The following is a 25,302-nucleotide window of genomic DNA, read 5'->3' on the forward strand; positions in this document are numbered from 1 at the left end:
TTTCATAAAAATATTTGAGATGAAAAATTTGAATTACGATCATATTGCTTGTTGTGTGTTGCTAGGTTTTGCCCTCATTTCCTGCAACAGCAAAAAATACATCAACGAGATTCCTTACAATTTCTCTTCCGATTCTTATGTGGATTCTGCAAACGGAACCAAAACCAATGTCGATAAACAGTTTTCTAATGTAGATGATAATGTTGAAAAACTGAGCGATGACGAACTTAGAATTAAGGAAAAATATTCCATCATAATGGAAGTGATGCCGAAAGAAGTGACCAATTACAAACTCTATTCTTATATCGACCGCTGGATTGGAACGCCCTACAAAAAGCAGTCTTTGGAGGAGAAAGAAGGTGTTGACTGTTCCTATTTTGTGCAGTCTTTATATAGTGATGTTTACGGCGAAACTTTTCAGAAAACACCGGATGGAATTTTCCGTTCAAAAGCGATTCAGCTTTTTACAGGAAGAACTTTTTTGAAGGAAGGCGATATTTTGTTCTTTAGATATGATAAAACGCATCCGATTTCAGATGTGGGAATTTACCTTCATAATGACAGGATTTTGGCTTGCACAGCGACCGGACTTAATATTTATGATTTCAATGATGAATATTTCCAGCTCAGATATGTTGCATCAGGAAGACTGAAACCTAAAAACTAATGACGATGGAAAAACTCAATAGCCTTGCAAAACAAATCACTTCTCTGAAATATGACATCAGAGCCGAAGTCATCATTAACAACCTCCTTAAAAATAATGATATTGATGTGTTGCAGTATGTCATCTCAAAACAAGGTCAGTTTTCGAGAGCGTTTCGGTTTGATGTTTTGGATGCTGATGTTGCCGATTATGATTTGGATGCAACTCAAATGCTGAAGCTTGAGCTTTCAAGAGACGGTTTTTACGATCTATTGCCGGAAAATATGATTCACGTAGCAAGAAACGATTCACCGGAAAAAGATGTTGACGGAATGATTCGCGAATATCAGATTCAGAAAAAACAACAAAAAGCCGGGAGATTATTTTTTCAACCGTTTGAGAACGAGATATTCAGTTACGGTGTTGAAATAGAGAAATTTGAGCAGGATTTTTTATCAGATTTAAATGGATTTTTGGTTCCCGAGATGTTTTATGATTTCTGGGGGATAGAAAAAGCTTTGCCACCACTTTTAGTTTCAAAGTTTATAAGGATCCTTCCTTATGCTTATAAGATAGTTGGAGATGTGGATTTGGCGTGTCATATACTTTCTTCTTTGATTGAGGAAAAAGTAATCATCAATAATAAAGGCTATCAGCAATATCTGGACGACGAACAAAGCATCACTTTAGGAGATGTGAGACTAGGATTGGAGCTTATTACAGGAAGCAGTTATGATGATTATTCCAGTCATTTTAATCTTCAGATTGGACCTCTGGAAAATTCTAATTTCTCAGAATATATCCACGATGGAGCGATGAAAAGGTTTGTCGACCTTTTTTATGAATATTTTTTTCCGATCGAAGTAGAGATAGAAACAACGATTCTGCTTTCTCACGAAAAAGAACACTTTGAATTCACTGAACAACAAAACTCAATATTAGGCTATAACACAAGAATATGACACAATTGAAGAAATATTTTATTAATCTATTTGAACCGAAAATACTGGCGGCTGTTATTATTTTTCTGGCTTTCTGCATTATCCTTACGATGATTTTTGCTCAGAAAGTACCTGAGTTTAAGCAGAAATATAAAGGGAAGTTTTATACTTATCTTTTTTCTGTGGCTTTCATTTATTCCATTATTGCATTTTTGGGATTCAATAAGCTTTTTCAGGATAATAATCTGTACGAATTTGTTTTTTATCAGATCTGTTCGCTGGTCATAGGAATTTTGCACTGCTCGATGTATCGAACCTATTTCCAGAAATTCGGACAAAAAAGTAACGGAACCGAATATCTTTTTGCATTCGTCACAATAATGTATTCAGCGATTCCTTTCATTCTGATTTTCACATTTTTGAATGGGATTGATTTTTCATTTTTGATGTTGGGACATTTCATTGTTTTCTTTATCCCTACATTTTTGAATGACACCTTTAACAAAGCGATGTCGATTCCTCCAAAGATTTACAAAACTTGGCAGTTTCCTGAAAATTACAAAGAATTAGCCGGTGTGAGTGATGAAGAAATGAGGGATTTGGTCGTTTTCACTTTCTTGATGGACAAAGATCATCACGCTAAAAAGTACAGTGTTTATCGTGCAAAAGGACCTACAAGAGTGGATTTCGGAAGATTGTTCTATAATTTCGTCATCGATTATAATGAAAGACATACCGAAGACCAAATTGAAGTAGAAGGACCAAACGGATTGTACAGCTGGGTGTTTTTTTTACAGCCCAAATGGTACGAATCCACGAAATACATCGACCCAGATCTTACCCTTTATATGAACGGAATAGAAGAAAACAGTGTGATTTTCTGTATGCGTTCTGATGAATTAAAGATTGCACAGAACAAAGAAGGAAATAAAGTTCCTGATTTTGAGTATAACAAAGAAAAAGACGACGAAAGAGTAATAACTGAATAACAAAACATACAATGATAGAAAAACTAAACCATTTCCCGGTAAACTGGATAGACGGGATGAAAATTAATAAAAACCACTTCGCAGATGTACAGAATTTTGTAAGCGATTCCGTAAGAGATTCTGTAGGAATTCATACCTCTATGATTAATTATGGATTATTACCTGTAAATGACTCTATAAAGCTGAGTCTTATTATTGATAATCATAAACTGCTCAGAATAAAAGTAGAAGAATGCCACGCCATTACGCCAAGCGGATCAAGAATTGATATTGGAAACGGAAGTTCTGAAGCGATTAATTTATCCATTCCATACCCTGAGGCGGCTTATGAAATAAAAGATAACGAAAGTGTGGTTTTAATGGCCTGTCTTTCCGTGAACCATTTTAAAAGAACACCTTTTGGTGAGCCGGATCCGGAAGAAAACCCACCAAGATATCCTTACACTCAGCCTGAATATTCATTAAATCTTGTTCCGGAAAAAGAATTGAAAAACACTTTAGGTTTTGGGACCGGTTACCTTACGATTGGAAAAATATTGGTCAATGCGGGCGAATCAAGAATTGATGAAGATTACATTCCTCCTTGCGTGAGTATTACAAGTTCCAAAAAATTACAGGATTTATATGTTGAAATCGACCGTTTTTATGGTCAGATTAAATTATATGCGGTGCAAATCGAACAAAAAATCCACGTTAAAAAACAGAACAATTCTTTAGCCGTCATGATGGGATTGATGGCAGATAAAACATTGAATTATCTTGGTCACGAGATTAACAGATTCAGATGGCTTTCTCCGCACACGCCTCCTGCAAATATGTTGTTATCGGTGGTTGCCTTGGCAAGAGTGCTGAAAAACTTTATCGATGCACGTTCTGGAGCCGGAAAAGAAGAATTGCTGAATTATTTTGCCGAATGGTGCAACGTAAGCCAGGGAAGTTTTGAAACTATTTTTACAGAAACGATAAATACAGATTATAATCATAATCAAATCGATGTGACGATTTCTAAAGTCAAGACTTTTATGAAAACGCTTGAAGAACTTTATTCAGTTCTTAACAGATTGGATTACATCGGTAAAAAACGTGACGGAAGCATCTTTGTTTCAGAAAATACGGATGAAAGAGATTCTGTAATTCATGCTAAACGAAGCAGAACTTTCCTTGCAGATTAAAATTAATTAAACACAAATATTACTTACTTATATGGAAGTCCTAAATAGAAAAGAACGATCAAGAGCTTTTTCCTTTTTTATCTTGTTTTTCGTAATAACCGTCATCGTTTTGCTGGTTGCAGTATTTTTCAATGCTTATTTTCCATTCAAAGAAAATAGTTTACTGAAAGCTGAAAATGCCAAAATGAAAAGAGAAATGGAAACTCAGGATAAGTTTTCTTTCCAATTGGAAAAAGTGAAGTCTGCAGTAGATTCGATAGGCGTTCCCGGGCAAAATGATTTTTTTAACGAAAAACTGTCATTATCGATACTTGCCGATATGTACAAACAGCTCCCAAAAGATACTCTGAAGAATAAAATAATGTATAACAACACCATTATGACGTTTAAAGATCTTGTAGATGCGAAAAAACAGATCAAGCAATTATCCGGAAATCAAATGACAATGGACAGTTTGAGTACGATCAACAAAACATTGAAAGAAGAATATGACAAGATCAAAACAGATCTGGATGTTTGTCGTCAGTTGTACCAAGCTCAATAAATGGAGAAAATGAGAAAATCAATATTCTTTTTTATTATTTTTCTTTCAGGAATCTGTGTTGGAAAAGCACAGAAACAGATCATTCACGACAGTGTGGAAGTTGCTGGTTTTGACTGTGGAATTATGCAGAGCAAACAGAAATTGGATAAAAAACAGTTTGCAAGTACAACGCCTTTGTATCTCAGAATCAACAACAGCGACTATGTGTATGCAACATTGCAACTCGGAAAAAGGAAAAATAAAGTCTTTATGTACATTCAGATTTTAGATAAAAATGTATGTATAAAAAAAGATAAAGTTTTGGATATTTTTTTCAAAACGGGAGAAGTTGTGACTTACAAAAATGGATTCTCACTGAACTGCGATGGATTTTTTGCGAAGCAACTTAGTAAAAAAGAATTTGAAAAATTAAGACAAAATGATATTGATTTGATTAAGCTATATACCTACAAAAAGAACTACGAATTGTACGTGAGTGAAGTTCAGAATATTGATATCAATAATCAGTTGGATTGCTTATCTGCCTACAAAATCAAAAAAACAGACGAGATAAAAATCAAAAAGAAGAAAAAAAATGAGCCCGATTCCGGAACTTAATCTCAATCTTGGAATGTCCCAAAACTCCTCATCGGCAGATGATAGAGAAAAAATTATAGTACGAACCGATTCCGGACTTCGCAAGCATACTATTTCTATGATTATTTCGGATCAGGAAGTAGGAAAAGTTCACTTGAAAATCAATAATAAAGAAGTAGAAATTCCTACTTATAAATTGACCGTTACTGATGATAAAACGAATGAAACGGAAGCTTATCAGGTGACAAGAGATACTTTGAGCTTTGTGAAAACAACTACAAAGAAGAGTTTTTTGTCTTTCTTAGGAATCAAACGATTTGATAAAACTTCTTTTTTATATGAAAATATTGCTTACGAACCACTTCGTGATCATATTGAAAAATTTGATATTTCCCGATACAGAAAGCTATCACAGGATCAGTTGACTTATCAGTTGTCTGGAAGCGGACAAAATATTATCCTGTATTCCGGTAATATCAATGAATTTGAGAAGCCCGATAAAAACACACAATATTTCATCATTGTTGATAATAATGACGGGAAAAGTTTTATCGGAAATATTCTGTATCGTGAGAGGTTTTTGAAACTGACCCCAAAAGTAGAATTGCAAATCATCAGAAGAAGCAAAGTGGCGAAGAACTTTGAATATGATGACAAAGGAAATATTAAAAGAACGATTTATTTTTAGAAATAATGAGAGGCGTATATTATAAAATTCCAATGGATTTTGAGGCGATGATCAATAAAAAAGATGCCGACAAAATTTCTATTGACAATTCCATAAGTCAGCAGATTTTTTTGATTTCGACAACGGCTTTGGGAGAATGTAAGTTTGATGAAACTTTCGGAACGGAGATTTGGGAAATGGATTTTGACCTTCTTAAAACCGACAATAGTTTGAAAGAATTTATTGTTAATTCAATGAAAAAATCAATTGTGATGCACGAGAAAAGACTTCTGCTGGAAGATGTGGAAGTTACTGTAAAAGATCATAATCTTGGAACTATTGGAAAAAGAAGAATGAAAAAAAGAGTTGTGATTTCGGTAAAAGGACAGGTTTTGGAAACCAACAGACCTTTTCTTTTTCAGAATTCATTTTTTGTAGGACCTCTTTCATATTAAAAAACACAAAATTACAAATGAATCAGGAAAGAATAAAAGACAGAATATTAAGAAGAGCGGCAAGACTTTGGGGTTACAACGAGTTGGAAGCAGAAACTTCGTTTGACCCGATTGTGAGCCTGCTTCTTTCTGCAACAGCTTCAGAACTTGAGAAATTAGGTTTTGAGCTGGAAAGTTCACGTTCAAGAATCATCGAAAGAATTCTGGAAATTATGTTTCCTGAAGAAGTTTCCGGTGTTATTCCTGCAAGATCGCTGATTCAGATTTTTCCGTTGGAAAACAAGTCTAATATATCTTTGAAAAATCATTTTAAAACCAATAAGCGGATTCATAACATATTCAACCCAACGGAAAGCAGCAACAAAGATGTGTACTTTTGCCCAACTATTGAAACTGAACTAACAACCGCAAAAGTAGAATACATCGCCTTTGGAAATACTTTGAATCGTGTGGAAAGTTTCTTTTTCACGGATCATTTGTCGAAAGGAGAACATCATATTCCGTCCGGAGAAATGTGGATTGGGATTGGTTGCAAAGACAGGACAGATCTGGAGAATCTTCAATTTTATATTGACATTAATAATAATTATCAGAAAGAATTATTTTTTTATTATCTAAAACAGGCAAAAATCTATTTTGGAGAGAAAGAATTTTCATTGCAGGAAGGTTATAATGTGGATCAGGGAAATATTAATCTTGAAAATATTATTACCAAAAACTACTCAGATCTTGAACATATTTATACGGATGTCAACCAATACTATTTCGCCAATTTTTTCACATTAAAAGAAAAACTTCCTCACACTGATAAACCTCAGAAAGAAGAGCTGTTCGAAAAATATTTTCAAAATAGTAAGCTTGCTGATGATGAAAATTTGATTTGGTTAAAATTCAAATTTTCGGAAGCTGTGGTGAGTGAAGTTCTGGAAAATGTGAGCATCACACTGAACTGTATTCCCGTTGTCAATATTCACAATGTAAAATCCTATCACAGAGTTGCAGGAAGACTGAATATCATTCCGATACAATCTGATGACAGTTTTTTGGACTTGGATTATGTTTCGGACGATCGAGGAAGGCGATTCGATGTAAAAAATTATGAAGCTGAAAATACCGGAATTTCCGCAGTTTTAAGAAAAGGAGGTGTTTCAAGATTTGATCAAAGAGGTGCCTCAGAATTGTTACAATACCTTTTGGAATTGATAAAAGATGAAACGGCAGCTTTCTCAGGAATTGGTGGAGATTCTGCAAAGGAAACTTTGCGACAAATTAATCAAAATGTTGCAGCTCTGCATCAATTAGCAAAAGAAAAAAGCTTCTCACAGACCAATAATCCGTATTTGATTATTACTTCAGATTCTCAGGATTCAGAAGTTGCGTGTAATGTTTCGTATTGGCTAACTCTTGCACAGGAAGGGAACGAGATTAAGCCCGCAACCATATTAACGGCAGAAGGCGCTGATGCTGTCGCAATGGATAAAACAGCAGTAATGATAAAGGCTTCAACCGGAGGACGAAAAAGCCTGTCGCCACAAGATAAAATTCTGGAATACAGAAATTCTTTGCTTACCAGAGGAAGAATTGTAACTGTTGCCGACATCAAAGTTTTCGGACTTAATCATTTTAAAAATACAATAAAAGGCATCGAAGTTTCTAAAGGAACCAAAAAAGAAGTGTCTTTAAAAGGCGGATTCAGCAGAACGATTGATATTACCCTGTTCAGAAATCCTGATGTAAAAGATTCAATTAAAGATTCGGAATGGGATTATTTATGCGAGAGCTTTCTGCTTAAACTGCAAAATGCTTCTGCAAACATCTATCCCTACAGAATTTTTGAAAAATAGAATATCACTTAAAACAGTCGATGATATTAACTAAACACATTTATTAACCCTTTAAAAAAAACACTATGTTAACAAACAAAGGAATTGGTGGAAATGAAGTTCCACTAGACGCAAGCGAGGCGATTTTTGAGATCCCTCAAAACAGAACGCTTCTGGCGCAAAAATTAACTGCGGAAGATCCCGTGAAGCCAGAATTGGTAGAAGGATTGAATACCATTGATAAGGTTTTTGAACATTTCAAACCAGAGATCAAGGTCGATTTCGAAGATGCACAAGGGTCTGTGAAAATGGAAAACCTGAAATTTAAAAATCTAGGTGATTTTGGCACGAAAGGAATCACTGGTCAAAGTGGGTTTTTAAGCGGATTGGAAACTGAAAAAGATCAGTATCAAAAGATTATCAAGCAATTGAAGACTAACAAAATCCTTAAAGCTGCTCTTGAGGATTCGGATGCTAAAAAAGGATTGCTGGATACGCTTCAGTCATTGATCAAAGAATTAGAAAACAATACTACGACTAATAACAACTAAAAACACAAATTATGGCAAAACCAGAAGAATCAGTACAGGCGTCATCAGCTCCCGTATTAGAACAAAAAAAGGGAGGTGCATCTTTAGAAAGCAGCCTTAATAAATTAGCACGTTATGGCGGTTTCGATTTGTTGGAAACCTCTATTGAAGGCGTACAAAACATCAATCCGGACAGAAAAGCAAGAAGAAAAATCTTCCTTACTGAGCTGGCTAAAGAAAAAGAAAGAGAAACTTTGAAGAAAACTCTTGAACTTTGGGCGAGTGTGATCAGTAAAAATGATTCCCTTACCGATATGGTTGCGAATTGTGAAGATCAAAGAAAATCTTCTGAAGATCTGCTTTCTAAAAACTTATCAAAAGCGGTTGATATTACAAGAGAATTAGAAGCTAACTATAGAACTGCAGCATTATTCTACAAAAATACAGAATCTGATAAAGTAAAGAATATCACAATCGTTAATGCAAATCTGGAGCAATTAAAAGATCTTGATAACACAAGATTTATTGATACGATTCACGCGGAGCTTTCAGATAACTACGACAGATTAGATCTTAAAAACAATTATGGAATTCTTGTGATTCCGGGATATTTGGGGTCTAATAAAGTGGTTGAAAAATGGGCAAAACTGGCTCATGAGAACAAAGTAATGTTGGTAACCGATTTTGAACATCTTGATGAACCGGATGATGTAATGAAAATGTTCGATCAGGCGTATTTGACTGGTGGAGATGTTTACAGAGCAAACGTTTTGATGACTTGTAACTGGTTGGTTGGAAGAGGTAGATTTGAAGAGATCAACGAAACGGAAGACCTTTTCATTCCGCCTTCTGCAGCATTGGCCGGGAAAATTTATCATACATTAATGTCTCAGGTTACTGCAGGTAAAAAGTTTGGAGGAATCAACGAAGTAGATGGTGTGAAATTCGATTTGAAGAAAAGTGAAATTGCCAATCTTGAAAATCTTGGACTGATCCCAATGGTCAACGAATATGGAAAAGTAATGGCATTCTCAGGAAAAACTTTGTTTAACGGAGATAACCTAGGACTTCAGACGTATTCTGTTGTAAGAGTGTTTGATTATGTAACTAAAGTTTTGATGGATTTCTTGAACAGAAGAGCTTTTGAAAACTTCACAGCGGTCACCAGAAAAGAAATCATGAACCAGATTGTTCGTTTTCTTGACGGAATTACAGGTCCGGGTAAACTGATTGAAAATTTTGAGATCAGAAAATTTGAACAGGATCCTGTACAAAAAGATAGAATTCATCTGGATATTCATATGAAACCATATTTTCCGGCTAAAAACTTCCTTATTAAAATGGATGGTCACAAAGGAGATGATGGTAACGAATGGGAGACTGAATACGAGCAAAAGTGATCTTTTATCTTTGATATTGGCAGCGCGGAAAGCAATTTTCGCGCTTTTTTATTAAAATTTGATAAAAGAATAATTTTAAAAAATTACTATTATCAATCAATGAATAATATATAATTATGACCTAATTAAATTCCCGAAAAAACCAAAGAAAAGTAATGGGAAAAGCTCTGTAACGAAACTTCTGAAGGAGAATAAAAGAAGGATGGTAAAAACCATCCTTCCAAAATATTGTTTTAAGCACTCTACCTCCGATTAAGAATTCTTCAGAGCTTCTGCTCCTGAGACGATTTCTAAAATCTCGTTGGTAATTGCTGCCTGTCTTGCTTTATTGTAGAAAATAACCAGATCATTTTTCAGTGCCTGTGCATTATCTGTTGCTTTATGCATTGCTGTCATTCTTGCTCCATGCTCAGATGCTACTGAATCAAGTACTGCTTTGAAAACCTGAGTTTTAATAGATTTTGGAATCAAATTATCAAGAATTTCGTTTCTGTTTGGCTCAAAAATATAGTCTGTTTCAACATGATTTTCATCTGTATCAGCCATAGAGATTGGCAGAAGCTGTTCTGTAATTACTTCCTGAGTAGCCGCATTGATAAATTTATTGTAAATTACATAAACTTCATCAAATTTACCTTCTCTGAAACTAGACATTACTCCTTCCGTAATATTTGAAACTCTGTCAAAACTTAAACTATCGAAAACAGAGCTTTCGTTTGAATATACAGAACGGCTTTTTCTTACAGCATCATAAGCTTTTTTACCAATAGTAAGAACTTCAATTTCGTACTGAGAATTATTCTGAAACTGATTATTTAGCTCCTTTACCACAGATGAGTTAAAAGCACCTGCTAAACCTCTGTTGGAAGTTACCGCAATAAAAAGAACTCTTTTTACTTCTCTTTTCTGAGCATAAATAGAAACCTGATCCGGATCTGAACTAGAATTTACATTCTGTATAATCTCCTGAAGTTTCTCAGAATAAGGTCTCAACATCACGATAGCATCCTGAGCTTTTTTAAGTTTCGCAGCAGAAACCATCTTCATAGCACGGGTAATTTGCATCGTAGACGAAATTGAGCTGATCCTCCCTCGTATTTCTTTTAAGTTTGCCATTTTTTGGGTTCAATGTTTAAAGTTCAAGGTTTAAGGCTCCAAAATACAGAACTTTAAACCTCAAACATTGAATTTTTAGTTATATTTAGCAGCTATATCTTGGGCAGCCTGCTTAAGGACACCAGTGATATCGTTGTCTATTTTACCTGCTTTTATAGCAGCCATTGTATCTGGATGTTTAGATCTCAAGAATTCTATGTACTCGTGTTGAAATTCTTTTACTTTTCTGATCGGAACATTTCTCATTAAGTTTTCCGTTCCGGCGTAAATTATTGCCACCTGGCTATCAACAGGAAGTGGAGAGTTTACCGGTTGTTTTAGTAACTCCACATTTCTTTCACCTTTAGAGATAACTGCTAATGTAGAAGCATCAAGGTCTGAACCGAATTTAGCAAACGCTTCCAATTCTTTATATTGAGCCTGGTCTAATTTAAGTGTACCAGAAACTTTTTTCATTGATTTGATCTGAGCATTACCTCCTACTCTAGATACAGAGATCCCCACGTTGATTGCAGGACGAACCCCTGAGTTGAATAAATCAGACTCTAAGAAAATCTGTCCGTCTGTAATAGAAATTACGTTGGTTGGAATATATGCAGAAACGTCACCAGCCTGAGTTTCAATAATCGGAAGTGCTGTTAAAGAACCGCCCCCTTTTACGATTGGTTTTAATGATTCTGGTAAATCATTCATCTGGCTTGCAATTTGGTCATCAGCGATAACTTTTGCCGCTCTTTCTAATAATCTTGAGTGAAGATAGAAAACGTCTCCAGGATAAGCCTCACGACCCGGTGGTCTTCTCAAAAGAAGAGAAAGCTCACGGTAAGCAACTGCCTGTTTAGATAAATCATCATAAACGATTAAAGCAGGTCTTCCGGTATCTCTGAAATATTCTCCGATAGATGCTCCTGCCATTGCAGAATATACCTGCATAGGAACTGGATCAGAAGCATTAGCTGCAACGATAACCGTATAAGCGAGCGCCCCTTTATCTGATAATGTTTTTACAATCTGGGCTACTGTAGAGGCTTTCTGACCGATTGCCACATAAATACAGTATACAGGCTGACCAGCGTCATAAAACTCTTTTTGATTAATAATTGTATCAATCGCAACCGTAGTTTTACCGGTCTGTCTGTCACCAATGATAAGCTCTCTTTGTCCTCTTCCGACAGGAATCATAGAGTCAATTGCTACGATACCCGATTGTAAAGGCTCTGTTACCGGCTGTCTGTAGATAACTCCGGGAGCTTTTCTTTCCAATGGCATTTCATACAATTCTCCGGTGATAGGACCTTTACCGTCGATAGGGTTACCAAGAGTATCTACTACTCTACCCAACATACCTTCTCCTACTTTAATAGAAGAAATTCTGTTTGTTCTTCTTACGGTATCTCCTTCTCTTACAAGTTTGCTTTCTCCTAGAAGGGCAACCCCTACGTTATCCTCTTCAAGGTTGAGTACGATACCTTCTACATCACTTGAAAATTTTACCAATTCTCCGTATTGTACGTGTTCTAACCCGTAAACACGAGCAATACCATCACCGATGGTAAGAACTGTACCTACTTCCTCAACATTAGATTGAGTATCGAAGTTGGCCAATTGCTGTTTTAAGATCGCAGATACTTCTGCCGGATTTATTTCTGCCATTGTATGGTTTTTTTCTTAATTTAACTGAAAGTCTTTTTTAATCTTATTCAATTTTGATTTTACAGATGCATCTACCTGCTGATCTCCCACTCTCAAAATATAACCTCCTAAAATTTCAGGTTTTACGATTACATTTATGTCAAAATTAGCACCTGTATTCACAAGATTGGTAGATTTCAAAATCTGTTCGATATTTGATTGAGATAATTCTGTTGCAGTAGTCAGAGTAATCCTCTGAACACCGTTGATATCTTCAACTTTGTTGATAAACTGCTGTGCAATATTTTTCAGGTGGCTCTCACGTCCTTGTCTGATTACAAGAGTAATCAGGTTTTGTGAAGAAATTGAAAGGCTTTTGAAAATTTCTTTTGCTACTTCTACTTTTTTCTTAGAATCTATGTAAGGTGTAAGAAAGAATTTGTTCAAATCCGCAGATTCGTTCATCAGCTTTACTACATCCTTCATGTCAGAAAATACAGTAGCCGTTTGACCTGATTCGTTGGTGAAATCAAGTAAACCTTGTGCGTATCTTTTAGCTACTTTAGATGTAAGCATTATTAGTTAAGGTTTGATTTGTTTAAATAATTTTGAACTAATTCATTCTGAGCTTCATTATTTTCAAGCTTTTGCTTCAAAATAGATTCTGCAATATTCACAGACAAAGCACCAATTTGAGTTTTGATATCTGCCATTGCAGCATTTTTCTCTGCTTCAATCGTTTGTTTTGCAGCTTCTACTAATTTATCAGCTTCTACTTTTGCAATATCTTTAGCTTCTCCTACGATTCTGTCTTTAATTTCTCTTGCCTCTTTAAGAATAGCATCTCTTTCGATCTTAGCCTCACGCATAATTCTTTCGTTGTCAGACTTCAGATCTTCCATTTCTTTTCTTGCCAATTTCGCTTGGTTTAATGCATCAACAATAGAAGTTTCTCTGTCATTTACTGCATTTACAATTGGCTTCCAGGCAAATTTAGCCAAAAGAAATAACAGGATAACAAAAGTAAGAGTCATCCAAAATAAAAGTCCAATTCCAGGTTCAATAATTCCCATATCTGTAAATTCTTTTTTTAATATTATTTTATGGATTTCTTTTAAAAATTCTTAGCAGCAGCCAACCGCTTCACTGCTAAGAATATTTTTGTAAGGATAAATTACTTGATGAAAGCACCAAAGATAATCGCAATAAGACCAGCACCTTCGATAAGACCTGCAGCAATAAGCATTGCTCCTTGGATTTTACCAGCTTGCTCAGGTTGTCTAGCAATAGCATCCATAGCGTGACCACCGATTTTACCGATACCCATACCTACTCCAAGTACAGCTAAACCGATACCTACGTAAATTAATCCTGTTCCAGTTGAAATGTCCATAATAAATAAATTATTTAGTTAAAATTATTTTCTTTTTTTCTAATTAATGAGCATGTTCTTCATGAGCGTGCTCTGCCACAGCAATTCCGATAAATAAAGCAGAAAGTACTGTAAAAATATATGCCTGTAATGCAGCGACTAACAATTCCAAAACTGAAACGAATAGCGCCAAAGGTACAGATGCAAATCCTAATAATGGCGATTTAAAGATGAAAATCAATGAGATAATCGCCAGAATCATGATGTGTCCTGCCGTTACATTGGCAAAAAGTCGCATCATCAAAGCAAAAGGTTTTGTGAAAATTCCGATGATCTCAATTGGAACCATGATCGGATACAATAATAAAGGAACCGGCGGCATAAAAATATGTTTCCAATAATCTTTATTAGCACTGAATAATGTTATTAATAAAGTAATGATTGCCAAAACAGCCGTGATTGCAATATTTCCTGTAAGATTTGCTCCAAACGGGAAGAAAGGAATCAAACCGAACAAGTTATTGAACCAGATAAAGAAAAATGCGGTTAATAAATAAGGCATATATCTTTTATATTTTACTGATCCGATATTTGGGATAGCTACTTCATCTCTGATGAATACAATTACAGGCTCCATCAATTTACCTGCACCTTTCGGAAGCTGAGATTTCTTATAATTTCTTGCCATTCCGATAAAGATAACCGCCATAAAAATTACTGAAAGCAACATAGAAGCTACGTTTTTAGTAATTGAAAAATCGTAGAAAACTTCGTTTGGATTATTTTTACCGCTGATAGTTGCAAATAAAGTTGCTTTTTTTAATCCTTTTGTAGAAACTACATTTCCATGTTCTAAAGTGTAGCCATCGTGTTCGTGTCCATGAGCAATATCTTTAGATAAAAAAGTATGTAAACCTTCACTGTCTTTGATAATCACAGGAAGCGGAATAGAAAAATGATGTTCTTCTCCCTTTTCATCTTTAGTAGTCCAAATATGCCATTCGTTTGAATCACCGATGTGTTCCATGATCATTTTTGTAGCATTGAAAGGCTTGTCTCCTTCTGCATGCTCTACCGTTTCAGCTATCTTTTCACCTTCAGATTCGTGTTGAGCAGCAGCAAAAGCACTAATAAACACAAATAAAAATGCGAAAAATAGGGAAGAAATTTTTCTGTTCATATCTCTTTTTTAATCGTGTGCAAATATATCGTTTTTATTAAACTTTACCAATATTAAAAATTGATTTTTATCATCAAAAAAATCAGGATTTGTTAATAGCCCTTATTACCAGGTAGTATATAAAGAAAGAACTTATAAGAAAGCAAATCACAAGAAACAGAAAATTTGCTTTCGTTTTATCAATGATAAACAATGAAAATCCTAGCCATAGAATATCTTTTGCAATATTGATGACCAAAAATCTCATTGCTGCATCAGATTTTCCGTATAGAAATTTTTTGAATATTATATATATAAGGATATTCAGTACTACAATTAGAAATATTATAATGAAAGCCGCCGAAAAATTCATTCTGCAAAAATAAAATTATAATTGATAATCAAAAGAAATCTGCATTCATATCCTATTCATTTAATTAAAAATTCCTTATTTTTGCCAACTATAATTTACAATTAATATGTTTAATAGTTTACAGGATAAATTAGACAAGGCGCTTCATAATATTTCCGGACGAGGAAAGATTACGGAAATCAACGTGGCGGAAACCGTAAAAGAAATCCGCAGAGCATTGGTAGATGCCGATGTTAATTATAAAGTAGCAAAAGATCTTACCAAAAGAGTTCAGGATAAAGCGTTAGGACAAAATGTTCTTACCTCGCTTACTCCGGGACAGTTGATGACGAAAATCGTTCATGACGAGTTGGTAGATTTGATGGGAGGTTCTCAGGAAGGAATCAATCTTTCAGGAAAACCGTCTGTAATTCTGATTGCAGGGCTTCAAGGGTCAGGTAAAACCACTTTTTCCGGAAAACTTGCCAATTATCTTAAAACAAAAAGAACCAAAAAACCTCTTTTGGTAGCGTGTGACGTTTACCGTCCTGCTGCTATTGACCAGCTGAAAGTTTTAGGCGGACAAATTGGGGTTCCTGTTTACACAGAAGAAGGAGCAACCAACCCTTCTACCATTGCTGAAAATGCAATTAATTTTGCCAAATCGAACGGGCATGATGTGGTGATCGTCGATACAGCAGGTCGCTTGGCAATTGATGAACAAATGATGAACGAAATAAAATCTGTTCATTATTTTATCAAGCCTAATGAAACTCTTTTCGTAGTTGACTCTATGACAGGGCAAGATGCTGTAAATACGGCAAAAGCATTCAATGATGCTTTGAATTTTGACGGCGTTGTTTTGACTAAATTAGATGGTGATACACGAGGTGGAGCTGCTTTAACGATTCGTTCTGTAGTTGAGAAACCTATAAAATTTATTTCTACAGGCGAAAAAATGGAAGCTCTAGACCTTTTCTACCCGGAAAGGATGGCAGACAGAATCCTGGGAATGGGAGACGTTGTTTCCTTAGTAGAAAGAGCGCAAGAACAATTTGATGAAGAAGAAGCTAAAAAACTTCACAAAAAAATTGCTAAAAACGAGTTTGGTTTTGATGATTTCCTAAAGCAGATCAATCAGATCAAAAAAATGGGTAATATGAAGGATTTGATGGGAATGATCCCCGGAGTTGGAAAAGCCATTAAAGATGTTGAAATCAGTGATGATGCATTTAAACATATTGAGGCAATCATTTATTCTATGACACCTGAAGAAAGAAGAAGACCTTCCATCATCAATACTCAGAGAAAAAACAGGATTGCCAAGGGTGCAGGAAGAAAAATTGAAGATGTAAATCAGCTGATGAAGCAGTTTGACCAAATGGGAAAAATGATGAAAATGATGCAGGGACCACAAGGAAAACAAATGATGCAGATGATGAGCAAAATGCCAAATATACCGGGAATGGGCGGAATGTTCGGAAAATAATCTACAAAAACTTTATCAATATAAACTCTCAGAATTTTCTGGGAGTTTTTTTGTGGCTAGATTGAGTTTTATTCTAAAATCTTTTTTTGAAGCTTAACTTAATAGTGCTAGTCGATTTTAAATCTACACCACAATCTCAGTCGTATTTTTCACCTCAGAAATTGTGAATGCACTGTGTGTACTGGCAATATGCTGTAGTGCTGTTAGTTTTGTAAGCATAAAATTGCGGTAATCTTCCATATCTTTCACGCAGATTTTAAGGATATAATCATAATCTCCGCTCACGTGAAAACATTCGGTAACCTCATGCAGATCCATTATCTCACGCTCAAACTGCATTACAAATTCTTTCTTGTGCTGAGTAAGCCTTACGTGGCAGAGCACCAAAAATCTGCGGTCAATTTTAGTCTTATCTACCAATGCAACATACTTAGAAATAACTCCGGAGTTTTCAAGCTTTTTGATGCGCTCATAAACAGCTGTAACCGAAAGATTAAGCTTGTGTGAGAGCTCTTTTGTAGTTTGTTTACCGTCTTTCTGCAAAAATTGCAGTAATTTTTTGTCGATTTCATCAAAATTCATAGAAAAAAAATTTATGCTGTGAATAATTATTCAAATATAATAAACTTTATATCTACCAAAATATAAAATGATAGTTTTATTTTCTAAATATCTTACAATTGATTGTAATAAACATTGAAATTAGTCATTTTTAAACAAAAAAATATGGATCAATTTAATGCAGCCAACGAAATTCAGGATCTTCAGTATTTTGGTGAATTTGGAGGAGTAAATCCGTCTATTTCAGACAGTTCTACTTACACTTTTCTTTCAGCAAAAACAATGTTTGACACCTTTGAAGGTAATGCGGAAGGATGTTATCTGTATTCCCGTCATTCCTCACCTATGAATCTGTATCTTTCAGAGGCATTGGCAAAAATGGAAAACACAGAGGCAGCCAATGTAACAGCTTCAGGAATGGGAGCCATAACTTCTGTGCTAATGCAGATCTGTAAAAGCGGCGATCACATTATTTCAAGCAGAACGATTTACGGAGGAACTTATGCTTTCATGAAAAATTTTCTTCCCACTTTCCAAATAGAAACCAGCTTTGTTGATATCGGTAATTTTGAGTCTATTGAAAATGCAATTCAGCCCAACACCAAAATAATCTATTGTGAAAGCGTAAGTAATCCGCTTCTTGAAGTGGCAGACCTTAGAAAACTTTCTGAAATCTGTAAAAAACACAATCTAAAACTGGTTGTTGATAATACTTTCTCACCACTTTCCATTTCTCCTACTCTTTTAGGAGCAGATATTGTCATACATTCTTTAACTAAATTCATCAACGGAAGCAGCGATACTGTTGGCGGTGTTTACTGTGGAAGCCAGCAATTTATAGACGACACCAAAAATGTAAATAACGGAGCGTGTATGCTGTTGGGGCCAACCATGGACAGCCTTCGCTCGGCAAGCATTCTTAAAAACCTAAGAACACTTCATATCAGAATGAAGCAGCACAGCCATAATGCTTTATATCTTGCACAAAAGTTTGAAGAAGACGGTCTGAAGGTTTCTTATCCCGGACTGAAATCCCATAAAAACCATGACCTGATGAAAAGTATGATGCATGAAGAGTACGGTTTTGGCGGACTTTTAACTTTGGATGCAGAAACGACAGATAAAGCCAATGAACTGATGGAGTTGATGCAGAAAGAAAACCTGGGTTATCTTGCGGTAAGTTTAGGATTTTATAAAACATTATTCTCATGCTCCGGAAGTTCCACTTCTTCTGAAATCCCTGAGGAAGAAAGAGAAGCGATGGGAATTTCTGACGGACTGATCCGATTCTCTATTGGGTTGGATCATGACATACAACGTACTTATGAAAAAATGAAAGAATGCATGCTGAAGACAGGCGTTCTCAATCATAAAACATCATCCATATTCTAATTATTTTGTAGATAAAAGCTGTCTTAATTGGCAGCTTTTATTGTTTTTTAGAATGAGCTTATTATTCAACGGAGAGATCATCTGATTAATTCTTAATCACCAACCGATCTAACCTTTATGGAAATGTGCAGGAAAAGCATCTTCCGGCTTCATCTTGAAAACATTCAGCAAAATCCAGGATTTTAAAAAGCCATAACCGTAGGAAAACATCTGGATGTAAGTAGACATTACTGCCATTGCACCAATAGCAATATTTCTGGTAACCATCATGGCATGAATACAGATTACGAAAGTGTAAAACCCATAGAAAGCCAATATAATTCCTTTTCCTAAAATAAAATATTCTATAAATCCTAAAACATATCCTAACAGAAAAAGACTTGGAAAAGCAAAAGAAATCTTCACATAATCAGGGTGGCGCTGATTAAGAATCGGTCTTGCACATCCAAACTGATACACCTGTTTTGAAAATCTACCAAAATCTACTCTTCTTTTATGATATACTGCAATATCATCGAAAAATGCAGTAGTAAAACCATTCTCCCAAAGCGTCATTGAGAGATCAGGATCTTCGCCTATTCTCATTTCAGAAAAGCCGCCCACTTTTTCAAAAACTTCTTTTTTCACGCCCATATTAAAGCTTCTCGGCTGAAATCTGGACACAGATTTTTTACTTCCTCTGATTCCTCCCGTTGTAAAAACAGATGTCATAGAATAAGAAATCGCTTTCTGCATCAGATTAAAACCTTTATGCGCCTTATCTGCTCCTCCAAAAGCATCGCATGGAATATTCTGAATATTATTCTTAATATTTTCAATATAATCTTTCTCTACAATCACGTCACTATCCACAAAAACCAGCCAGTCGTGGAAAGCTCTTTTAGCACCATAATTTCTTGATAAACCAGGTCCTGAATTGTCTTTTCTGAAATATTTAATGTTTAAAAACTCTTCAAAATTTTTAATTGTAGGTTTCAGGTCAACCAATGAGCCATCATCTACAATAATGACTTCAAAATCTTTATCGGTTTGTGAAATGAGTGAATTCAGAAGCTCAAAAAGCTCATCTTTTCTGTTGAATATAGCGACAATAATGGAAATGGTTGGTTTCAAATTGAAAATTTGTCAAATTTACTTATTAAGAAAAGAATTTACAAAAAATTTAAAGTTAATAAAATATAAAAACCAGAATATTAATATTCTGGTTACTTAAACTTATAATGGTTATCTTTCTAAAGTATTATTAACTTTTTTTTGATTTTCAATTATTTGATTTCGCTGTTGAGGAGTGAGATTTTTTTCTGGAAAAGGATTTTGTTTATATTCTTCTCTTTTTTTAATATACTCTTGCCTTGTAACAGGTATACCTTTTTGTAATTGAGCTATTTCGATTTGTTTTTTTTCGATTGAAACAGCTTTAAATTTATCAAAGCCTTTTTCATCTTCTATATGTAAAATCAAACCAGGTAATCCTTTAAATCTATAAGGTCCCTCAAAAAAAGGAATTTCTTTAGTATACCAAGCTGTATACAGTCTATTATTAAACATTATAGTAGCTTTGTTACATTTATATCCTAAAATATCTATTGACTCAATAAAATCAACATTCCACTTTAGAAAATTTGATTTAAATGTAAATAAATCTCTTCCTAATTGAGCAGAAACAAAAATATCGCTATTTAATCGAAAAACAGAATGTTTAACTTTAGGCATAGAAAAATCTTTTCCATTTACCTCAACAGTTGTATTTGAGCTTAGAGCCATCTCCATTTTTTTCTTCATTAAATCCAAAGCTTGTTGATACTTATCACTATAATAAATAGAAGAACTTCCATTCATAGCCAGCACCATAATTTCGTTATTTTTATTGTTGATTTGTGCTGTATCTTTTACAGAATCATAACTATATTTAATTATTAAATCTGATAGATTTTTTTGAGACTGACAAAAAAACACGATTGGGATAAACAGTAAAAAGATATTAATTATTTTCATTTTGCTTTTTTAAACTAACCACTCTCCATCTACAGATGCATAACAAAATTCTTCCATCTGAGCCAATTCCACTAATAAACAAGAAGGATGATCTTCTGGAGTTAAAGTAATATACTCAACATATCCGCAAGATTATTCTAATCTTATTGGATTATAATATTTTAAAATATATTGCTGCTTACTACACTTATTCTCTACAAAGATAGTTTTTACTTTAACATTTTTTGTTTCTTTTTGTTCAGTGTTTTTAGCACTTGCTAATCCGGCAACTCCAATAAAATGATTATTTCATTTGTTTAAATTTAATTATTTATACTCCCGTGTTTTTCGAAAAACTTGTTTACAAAACTAAAGTCCAAACTACAATTGCAATTACTGAATTGGAAAAAAGACAGGACTTAAATAAATCCTGTCTTTTTTATGTAATATTTTGCGATTCTTAAACTTCCTTCTCAAAATAAAGCATATAATACTTCCCTTTTTCATCCTGTCCCTGCTCCAGCATTTTGCGGTCACCGTGAATATAAATGTGGAAGTTTTTATCTAATTTGATAATACTTTTAAAGTGTCTCTGTGTTTTCTTTACTGCAGCTTCACTGATCGGAAATTCTTCTGCAATATTAATCTGCATATCCTGTTCGTAATCTGTTTTAAAATTGTTAAAACTTTCGATTACGTGTTCGTCTCCCAAAACTTCTGTGGTAAAATCATCCAGCTTAAACTCTTCTTTTTCCTTAAAGAATTGAATAGATTTGTTCAGAAAATCCGCCTGATCTGCTTTAGAAACCTCAAACTCCTGTGGAAGCTGTTTGGTAATATAATCTTTATACACCATTAAAGCTTCCTGTGTATGAAAATATTCATCATCTCGCTGTTTTACTTTTAGAAAATCTTCAAACCAGTAATACATATCGCCGTTTTTGTTATTATCAACTACCGAAAGTACATAGCCGCTTTCTTTATTGTTGTTGTAAATTAAGGCTGCTTTATCTATTTTAGAAAGACTAATTCCCTGATCTTTTTCGATTTCAAAAGATTCGTTCTGAGGAAATATTTTCAGGAAAGATTCTCTTTTTTCGGTTTTGAAAATTCCTATTTTATCAACTTTTTCAGTTCCTTCTCGTTCATCTTCAAAAAATATGATAAACAATTCACCACCCTGAACTCTCGGATTTTCGGCAGCATCAAAAAGATGTTTGGCTATATTCTCAGATTCCCACAAAAACTTAGATTTATCTTCAAAAATTTCTGAAACTGAACTGAAAACAGGATTATTAACCAGATAAGTGTCGCTGTAAAACTGATAGGTTTCCTCTGTCTTAAATGAGCCTAAAAAATAATTTTCAAGCATTTCTACCGTTCCTTCATCCAGCTGAAGCTCTTCCTGTGAAAGAATGAGAGATTCTCCGTTAATTTTATTTCCTACTCTGTGTACTACTATTTTTGAAAACATTTTCTTGATTTATATTGGAATGCAAATATATTCAATCTGCTCGTTAAAACTATTTTCTTACGTATATGAATTTAATTTAACCAAAATTTCATTCATAAAAAATTCAAAACCTTTACATTTGTGGTCTCAAAAGTTATTGTAATGTTAAGGAAAATCACCATTGCTGCGATACTATTTTTATCGGTAGCGAATGTCAGTGCTCAGAAAAATAAAAAATCACCAATAGAAAGACCAAAATTGGTTGTGGGTCTCGTTATTGACCAAATGAGATGGGACTATTTGTACAGATATTATGACAAATACGGAAATGATGGCTTCAAAAGGCTACTCAATAAAGGTTTCTCATTTAATAACGTTATGATTCCTTACGTTCCTACCGTAACAGCAATTGGTCACACATCTATTTACACCGGTTCCGTACCATCTATTCACGGCATAGCCGGAAATGACTGGACAGATAAAAAAACGGGTAAAAACGTGTACTGTACCGAGGATCCTGAAGTAAAGGGAATAGGAACCAGCAGCCAGAAAGTTGGCGGGCATTCTCCAAAAAACCTCTGGAGTACCACCATTACCGATCAGCTGAGAATGGCAAGCAATTTCCAGTCTAAAGTAGTGGGTGTTTCGTTAAAAGACCGCGCTTCTATTTTACCGGCAGGACACAATCCTACAGGAGCTTTCTGGTTTGATGAAAACACCGGAAATTTTGTAACAAGTTCATACTACATGAGCAGCCTGCCAGATTGGGTAAATAAATTTAACGATAAAAAACTGGCAGAAAAACTTGTTGCCAACGGATGGAATACCCTTCTTCCCATTGAACAGTACACCGAAAGCACAAGAGATGATGTTCCGTGGGAAAGACCCGTAGGAAAAGCAGAAAAACCTGTTTTCCCTTACTCTAATCTGGCTAAAGATTATGCCGAAAATAAAGGCGTTTTAAGAACTACTCCTTTCGGAAATTCTTACACTTTAAGATTTGCAGAAGCTGCCATTGATGGTTATGAGTTAGGAGAAGATCCGATTACTGATTTTCTTGCCATTAATATCGCTTCGACAGATTATGTAGGACACTCTTTCGGACCTAATGCGATTGAAGTGGAAGACACTTATCTTCGTCTTGATATCGAACTCGCCAATTTCTTTAAACTTCTCGACAAAAAAGTGGGAGAAGGAAATTACCTGATTTTTCTTTCTGCTGATCATGGTGGAGCTCACGCTGAAGGCTATATGAAAGAAAATAAAATGATGACCGGTTTTTTTGATGACGGACTGGAAAAAAACCTGGGAGCAGAACTTGAAGCCAAATACGCGACAAGCAAACTGATTCTTGGGATTGATAATTACCAGATTTACCTGAATCATGAGCTTATTAAAGAAAAAAAGCTTGAAGAGGATGCTATCAAAAGAAGCATTATTGAAAATCTAAATAAAGATCCTAGGGTTTTGTATGCGGTAGATTTGAAAGAAGTGGGTTCTGCCCCGATTCCTGAACCGATTAAATCAAGGGTAATCAATGGTTACAATTGGCAGAGAAGCGGTGATATTCAGATTATTTCGCATGATGGTATGCTTCCTAATTACGCAAAAAAAGGAACAACACACAGTGTCTGGAATTCTTACGATGCACACATACCGCTTATTTTCATGGGTTGGAAGATTTCTCCCGGCGAAAGCAATGCTCCACACTATATGACGGATATTGCTCCTACTCTTGCTCAGTTTTTAAGAATTGAAAATCCAAGCGGAAATGTAGGACAGCCATTGATGGAAGTTTTAGGAAAATAATAAAGAATTATAGGCAATCAATCCCGCAAAATTTTGCGGGATTGTTCTTTTATTTGGTTTTATTTTCATCTTCATCATCTTCGTACTGCTCAAGATAATACGCAAAAGAAAAGCCTTCTGTTTCTTCTTCCATATCTTCGAGAGTTGTCAGAAGATCTTCAAAAGTTTCAAGCTGATCCACACTCATATTTACGAATTCCAGATGCAATGGCATTTCTAGATCGCCCGTAATTACATCAGCGAGTGCATCCAGATTATCACCAAAATGATCGGGAAGCTTCATTTTTTCTTTAAGCTGAGCATAGAAATCTTCGTAATCTCCGACCTCGATAAAATCAATATATACTGTATTCATAATTATCTGAATAAAATTTTTCGCAAAATTAAGTGATTATATTTGCTTTATGTTTATTTTTTTTGAAAACTCGTGTAATGATCTTTAGTTAAATAAACATCGCCGTTTTTAGTAAAAACAATACGGTCTGCATTACGGTTTCCGCAATTGTAATTGACATCTGCCTCAAAATATTTTTCGCCTCTTGGCAGCTTCCCTTCCCTGTTTCCAAAATGATCACCACCAATTGCTTTACCTGGTAAAACTTCGCACAAATTTCCCTGAGAAGGAATCCACCCCTGTTTTTTAGCTTCTGATTTTGTAATGTAATAATCGGGGAGACGATGATTTTGTTTTATATAAGAAATGACAGTATTTTCTTCGGTTATTGAATAAATTTCCCCGCTATTTTCAACAGTATTTCCTTTCTTATATTCTTGATTCTGTTTTTTTTCTGCAATAAAGTTATTATACACAAACATCACAGACATCCCGAAAAGCAATCCGAGACAGGCAAATAAAACAGAACGAATTTTACTGTTCATCATTTTTTTGTTTTTAGTTGATTTAATTTAATTTTAAGTGTTTCCGGATATTCTCCGTTTAAATAATATAAAAAACCATCTTTCATAAGAGCTTTCGATCCTGCTGCAGGAATTTTGTTTTCATATTCAAAATCAATTGTATCATTCATCATTTTATACTTTCCCGAATATACATCACTTTCTCTCATCATTCCTCTTGATATGAATTCAAAACTTTCGTCGTTATACATTTTTAAATATATCCAGCCTAAAGGAGCTTCTCGGTCAGCTGAAAAGATTTCTTTCTTATCCTGACAATTTACCAACAATAGAATTATTAAAATTAAAAACTTATTTTTCATTTAATTATCTTAAACTAAAATATGCAAAAC

The 25,302-nt window shown here is 34.7% G+C and carries 27 protein-coding genes; 14 read left to right on the plus strand and 13 right to left on the minus strand.

The annotated features are described in order from the left end of the window. Nucleotides 1–19 precede the first annotated feature (19 nt). The 11 genes from FOL89_RS07895 (at nucleotide 20) to FOL89_RS07945 (ending at nucleotide 9,743) form a co-directional block, all read left to right on the plus strand. The gene (locus FOL89_RS07895) at nucleotides 20–667 is read left to right on the plus strand and encodes a C40 family peptidase (RefSeq protein WP_144282283.1); all 648 of its coding nucleotides are present in this window, start codon (nucleotides 20–22) and stop codon (nucleotides 665–667) included. A gap of 5 nt (nucleotides 668–672) precedes the next feature. Then, nucleotides 673–1,608 carry a type VI secretion system baseplate subunit TssG gene (locus FOL89_RS07900; RefSeq protein ID WP_185146943.1) on the plus strand — a complete coding sequence of 312 codons (936 nt, stop codon included), beginning with the start codon at nucleotides 673–675 and terminating at the stop codon, nucleotides 1,606–1,608. After that, nucleotides 1,605–2,576: a TssN family type VI secretion system protein gene (locus FOL89_RS07905; protein WP_144282285.1), complete on the plus strand. Its 972-nt coding sequence runs from the start codon at nucleotides 1,605–1,607 to the stop codon at nucleotides 2,574–2,576. Before FOL89_RS07900 ends, FOL89_RS07905 begins: the two co-directional genes overlap by 4 nt. Nucleotides 2,577–2,587: 11 nt before the next feature. Beyond that, nucleotides 2,588–3,748, plus strand: a complete 1,161-nt coding sequence (locus FOL89_RS07910) for a type VI secretion system baseplate subunit TssK (protein WP_144282286.1) — start codon at nucleotides 2,588–2,590, stop codon at nucleotides 3,746–3,748. Between the two features lie 31 nt (nucleotides 3,749–3,779). Further along, nucleotides 3,780–4,292: a type VI secretion system TssO gene (gene tssO, locus FOL89_RS07915; RefSeq protein WP_144282287.1), complete on the plus strand. Its 513-nt coding sequence runs from the start codon at nucleotides 3,780–3,782 to the stop codon at nucleotides 4,290–4,292. A gap of 9 nt (nucleotides 4,293–4,301) precedes the next feature. Beyond that, entirely contained in the window at nucleotides 4,302–4,889 is a 588-nt protein-coding gene (locus FOL89_RS07920; RefSeq protein ID WP_144282288.1) for a hypothetical protein, read from the plus strand. Beyond that, entirely contained in the window at nucleotides 4,867–5,556 is a 690-nt protein-coding gene (locus FOL89_RS07925) for a hypothetical protein (RefSeq protein ID WP_144282289.1), read from the plus strand. Before FOL89_RS07920 ends, FOL89_RS07925 begins: the two co-directional genes overlap by 23 nt. A gap of 5 nt (nucleotides 5,557–5,561) precedes the next feature. Next, nucleotides 5,562–5,990, plus strand: a complete 429-nt coding sequence (locus FOL89_RS07930) for a GPW/gp25 family protein (RefSeq protein ID WP_144282290.1) — start codon at nucleotides 5,562–5,564, stop codon at nucleotides 5,988–5,990. 17 nt (nucleotides 5,991–6,007) lie between these two features. Next, on the plus strand, nucleotides 6,008–7,834 hold the full coding sequence (locus tag FOL89_RS07935; RefSeq protein ID WP_144282291.1) for a type VI secretion system baseplate subunit TssF: 1,827 nt from the start codon (nucleotides 6,008–6,010) through the stop codon (nucleotides 7,832–7,834). Between the two features lie 65 nt (nucleotides 7,835–7,899). Further along, complete coding sequence (locus FOL89_RS07940; RefSeq protein ID WP_144282292.1) at nucleotides 7,900–8,364, plus strand: hypothetical protein; 465 nt, start codon at nucleotides 7,900–7,902, stop codon at nucleotides 8,362–8,364. A gap of 11 nt (nucleotides 8,365–8,375) precedes the next feature. Continuing rightward, nucleotides 8,376–9,743 (plus strand): DUF5458 family protein, encoded by a 1,368-nt coding sequence (locus FOL89_RS07945; RefSeq protein WP_144282293.1) that lies wholly within the window; start codon nucleotides 8,376–8,378, stop codon nucleotides 9,741–9,743. A gap of 252 nt (nucleotides 9,744–9,995) precedes the next feature. Here FOL89_RS07945 and atpG read toward each other — a convergent pair whose 3' ends face one another. The 6 genes from atpG to atpB all read right to left on the minus strand — a co-directional run bounded on the left by atpG (nucleotide 9,996) and on the right by atpB (nucleotide 15,043). Next, entirely contained in the window at nucleotides 9,996–10,859 is an 864-nt protein-coding gene (gene atpG / locus FOL89_RS07950; RefSeq protein WP_144282294.1) for an ATP synthase F1 subunit gamma, read from the minus strand. Between the two features lie 75 nt (nucleotides 10,860–10,934). Further along, nucleotides 10,935–12,512, minus strand: coding sequence for a F0F1 ATP synthase subunit alpha (gene atpA / locus FOL89_RS07955; protein ID WP_144282295.1), 1,578 nt, complete (start codon nucleotides 12,510–12,512; stop codon nucleotides 10,935–10,937). A 15-nt stretch (nucleotides 12,513–12,527) separates the two neighbouring features. Beyond that, complete coding sequence (gene atpH / locus FOL89_RS07960) at nucleotides 12,528–13,067, minus strand: ATP synthase F1 subunit delta (RefSeq protein ID WP_144282296.1); 540 nt, start codon at nucleotides 13,065–13,067, stop codon at nucleotides 12,528–12,530. Nucleotides 13,068–13,069: 2 nt separating this feature from the next. Continuing rightward, complete coding sequence (locus FOL89_RS07965; RefSeq protein ID WP_144282297.1) at nucleotides 13,070–13,564, minus strand: F0F1 ATP synthase subunit B; 495 nt, start codon at nucleotides 13,562–13,564, stop codon at nucleotides 13,070–13,072. A 101-nt stretch (nucleotides 13,565–13,665) separates the two neighbouring features. Further along, entirely contained in the window at nucleotides 13,666–13,884 is a 219-nt protein-coding gene (locus FOL89_RS07970; protein WP_089744342.1) for an ATP synthase F0 subunit C, read from the minus strand. A 43-nt stretch (nucleotides 13,885–13,927) separates the two neighbouring features. Further along, complete coding sequence (gene atpB, locus FOL89_RS07975) at nucleotides 13,928–15,043, minus strand: F0F1 ATP synthase subunit A (protein WP_144282298.1); 1,116 nt, start codon at nucleotides 15,041–15,043, stop codon at nucleotides 13,928–13,930. A gap of 458 nt (nucleotides 15,044–15,501) precedes the next feature. On the opposite strand from atpB, the gene ffh reads away from it, so the two are divergent. Beyond that, on the plus strand, nucleotides 15,502–16,863 hold the full coding sequence (gene ffh / locus FOL89_RS07980; protein WP_144282299.1) for a signal recognition particle protein: 1,362 nt from the start codon (nucleotides 15,502–15,504) through the stop codon (nucleotides 16,861–16,863). Nucleotides 16,864–16,986: 123 nt separating this feature from the next. Here the strand turns inward: ffh and FOL89_RS07985 are convergent, their stop codons facing one another. After that, on the minus strand, nucleotides 16,987–17,445 hold the full coding sequence (locus FOL89_RS07985; RefSeq protein WP_144282300.1) for an Lrp/AsnC family transcriptional regulator: 459 nt from the start codon (nucleotides 17,443–17,445) through the stop codon (nucleotides 16,987–16,989). 144 nt (nucleotides 17,446–17,589) lie between these two features. Here FOL89_RS07985 and FOL89_RS07990 point away from each other — a divergent pair, with 144 nt between their 5' ends. Beyond that, nucleotides 17,590–18,816 (plus strand): aminotransferase class I/II-fold pyridoxal phosphate-dependent enzyme, encoded by a 1,227-nt coding sequence (locus FOL89_RS07990; protein WP_144282301.1) that lies wholly within the window; start codon nucleotides 17,590–17,592, stop codon nucleotides 18,814–18,816. Between the two features lie 108 nt (nucleotides 18,817–18,924). On the opposite strand, the gene FOL89_RS07995 is transcribed toward FOL89_RS07990, so the two are convergent. The 3 genes from FOL89_RS07995 to FOL89_RS08005 form a co-directional block, all read right to left on the minus strand. Continuing rightward, nucleotides 18,925–19,929: a glycosyltransferase gene (locus FOL89_RS07995; RefSeq protein ID WP_144282302.1), complete on the minus strand. Its 1,005-nt coding sequence runs from the start codon at nucleotides 19,927–19,929 to the stop codon at nucleotides 18,925–18,927. A gap of 111 nt (nucleotides 19,930–20,040) precedes the next feature. Continuing rightward, nucleotides 20,041–20,811, minus strand: a complete 771-nt coding sequence (locus tag FOL89_RS08000; RefSeq protein ID WP_144282303.1) for a GLPGLI family protein — start codon at nucleotides 20,809–20,811, stop codon at nucleotides 20,041–20,043. Between the two features lie 439 nt (nucleotides 20,812–21,250). Continuing rightward, nucleotides 21,251–22,264: a nucleoid-associated protein gene (locus tag FOL89_RS08005; RefSeq protein WP_144282304.1), complete on the minus strand. Its 1,014-nt coding sequence runs from the start codon at nucleotides 22,262–22,264 to the stop codon at nucleotides 21,251–21,253. A gap of 141 nt (nucleotides 22,265–22,405) precedes the next feature. On the opposite strand from FOL89_RS08005, the gene pafA reads away from it, so the two are divergent. After that, nucleotides 22,406–24,052 carry an alkaline phosphatase PafA gene (gene pafA, locus FOL89_RS08010; protein ID WP_144282305.1) on the plus strand — a complete coding sequence of 549 codons (1,647 nt, stop codon included), beginning with the start codon at nucleotides 22,406–22,408 and terminating at the stop codon, nucleotides 24,050–24,052. 49 nt (nucleotides 24,053–24,101) lie between these two features. Here pafA and FOL89_RS08015 read toward each other — a convergent pair whose 3' ends face one another. From FOL89_RS08015 to FOL89_RS08025, 3 genes are read right to left on the minus strand one after another with little or no spacing between them, the layout of a single operon-like run. Further along, complete coding sequence (locus FOL89_RS08015) at nucleotides 24,102–24,407, minus strand: barstar family protein (RefSeq protein ID WP_144282306.1); 306 nt, start codon at nucleotides 24,405–24,407, stop codon at nucleotides 24,102–24,104. A gap of 53 nt (nucleotides 24,408–24,460) precedes the next feature. Beyond that, nucleotides 24,461–24,931, minus strand: coding sequence for a ribonuclease domain-containing protein (locus FOL89_RS08020; RefSeq protein WP_144282472.1), 471 nt, complete (start codon nucleotides 24,929–24,931; stop codon nucleotides 24,461–24,463). Then, nucleotides 24,931–25,272 carry a hypothetical protein gene (locus tag FOL89_RS08025; protein ID WP_144282307.1) on the minus strand — a complete coding sequence of 114 codons (342 nt, stop codon included), beginning with the start codon at nucleotides 25,270–25,272 and terminating at the stop codon, nucleotides 24,931–24,933. The genes FOL89_RS08020 and FOL89_RS08025 overlap by 1 nt, the downstream gene beginning before the upstream one ends. Nucleotides 25,273–25,302 lie beyond the last annotated feature (30 nt).

Source organism: Chryseobacterium echinoideorum, from assembly GCF_007474535.1.
In the GTDB taxonomy this organism is placed as follows: domain Bacteria; phylum Bacteroidota; class Bacteroidia; order Flavobacteriales; family Weeksellaceae; genus Chryseobacterium; species Chryseobacterium echinoideorum.

Bases quoted from the DNA above. Each gene is read 5' to 3' on its own strand.
- FOL89_RS07985 (WP_144282300.1), bottom strand. From the start codon at position 17,445: ATGAATTTTGATGAAATCGACAAAAAATTACTGCAATTTTTGCAGAAA.
- FOL89_RS08020 (WP_144282472.1), bottom strand. From the start codon at position 24,931: ATGAACAGTAAAATTCGTTCTGTTTTATTTGCCTGTCTCGGATTGCTT.
- FOL89_RS07900 (WP_185146943.1), top strand. From the start codon at position 673: ATGGAAAAACTCAATAGCCTTGCAAAACAAATCACTTCTCTGAAATAT.
- FOL89_RS07970 (WP_089744342.1), bottom strand. From the start codon at position 13,884: ATGGACATTTCAACTGGAACAGGATTAATTTACGTAGGTATCGGTTTA.
- FOL89_RS07895 (WP_144282283.1), top strand. From the start codon at position 20: ATGAAAAATTTGAATTACGATCATATTGCTTGTTGTGTGTTGCTAGGT.
- FOL89_RS08025 (WP_144282307.1), bottom strand. From the start codon at position 25,272: ATGAAAAATAAGTTTTTAATTTTAATAATTCTATTGTTGGTAAATTGT.
- FOL89_RS07940 (WP_144282292.1), top strand. From the start codon at position 7,900: ATGTTAACAAACAAAGGAATTGGTGGAAATGAAGTTCCACTAGACGCA.
- FOL89_RS07910 (WP_144282286.1), top strand. From the start codon at position 2,588: ATGATAGAAAAACTAAACCATTTCCCGGTAAACTGGATAGACGGGATG.
- atpH (WP_144282296.1), bottom strand. From the start codon at position 13,067: ATGCTTACATCTAAAGTAGCTAAAAGATACGCACAAGGTTTACTTGAT.
- FOL89_RS07935 (WP_144282291.1), top strand. From the start codon at position 6,008: ATGAATCAGGAAAGAATAAAAGACAGAATATTAAGAAGAGCGGCAAGA.
- FOL89_RS07945 (WP_144282293.1), top strand. From the start codon at position 8,376: ATGGCAAAACCAGAAGAATCAGTACAGGCGTCATCAGCTCCCGTATTA.
- FOL89_RS07965 (WP_144282297.1), bottom strand. From the start codon at position 13,564: ATGGGAATTATTGAACCTGGAATTGGACTTTTATTTTGGATGACTCTT.
- FOL89_RS08005 (WP_144282304.1), bottom strand. From the start codon at position 22,264: ATGTTTTCAAAAATAGTAGTACACAGAGTAGGAAATAAAATTAACGGA.
- pafA (WP_144282305.1), top strand. From the start codon at position 22,406: ATGTTAAGGAAAATCACCATTGCTGCGATACTATTTTTATCGGTAGCG.
- ffh (WP_144282299.1), top strand. From the start codon at position 15,502: ATGTTTAATAGTTTACAGGATAAATTAGACAAGGCGCTTCATAATATT.
- atpA (WP_144282295.1), bottom strand. From the start codon at position 12,512: ATGGCAGAAATAAATCCGGCAGAAGTATCTGCGATCTTAAAACAGCAA.
- FOL89_RS07990 (WP_144282301.1), top strand. From the start codon at position 17,590: ATGGATCAATTTAATGCAGCCAACGAAATTCAGGATCTTCAGTATTTT.
- FOL89_RS07930 (WP_144282290.1), top strand. From the start codon at position 5,562: ATGAGAGGCGTATATTATAAAATTCCAATGGATTTTGAGGCGATGATC.
- FOL89_RS07925 (WP_144282289.1), top strand. From the start codon at position 4,867: ATGAGCCCGATTCCGGAACTTAATCTCAATCTTGGAATGTCCCAAAAC.
- FOL89_RS08000 (WP_144282303.1), bottom strand. From the start codon at position 20,811: ATGAAAATAATTAATATCTTTTTACTGTTTATCCCAATCGTGTTTTTT.
- atpG (WP_144282294.1), bottom strand. From the start codon at position 10,859: ATGGCAAACTTAAAAGAAATACGAGGGAGGATCAGCTCAATTTCGTCT.
- FOL89_RS08015 (WP_144282306.1), bottom strand. From the start codon at position 24,407: ATGAATACAGTATATATTGATTTTATCGAGGTCGGAGATTACGAAGAT.
- tssO (WP_144282287.1), top strand. From the start codon at position 3,780: ATGGAAGTCCTAAATAGAAAAGAACGATCAAGAGCTTTTTCCTTTTTT.
- atpB (WP_144282298.1), bottom strand. From the start codon at position 15,043: ATGAACAGAAAAATTTCTTCCCTATTTTTCGCATTTTTATTTGTGTTT.
- FOL89_RS07905 (WP_144282285.1), top strand. From the start codon at position 1,605: ATGACACAATTGAAGAAATATTTTATTAATCTATTTGAACCGAAAATA.
- FOL89_RS07920 (WP_144282288.1), top strand. From the start codon at position 4,302: ATGAGAAAATCAATATTCTTTTTTATTATTTTTCTTTCAGGAATCTGT.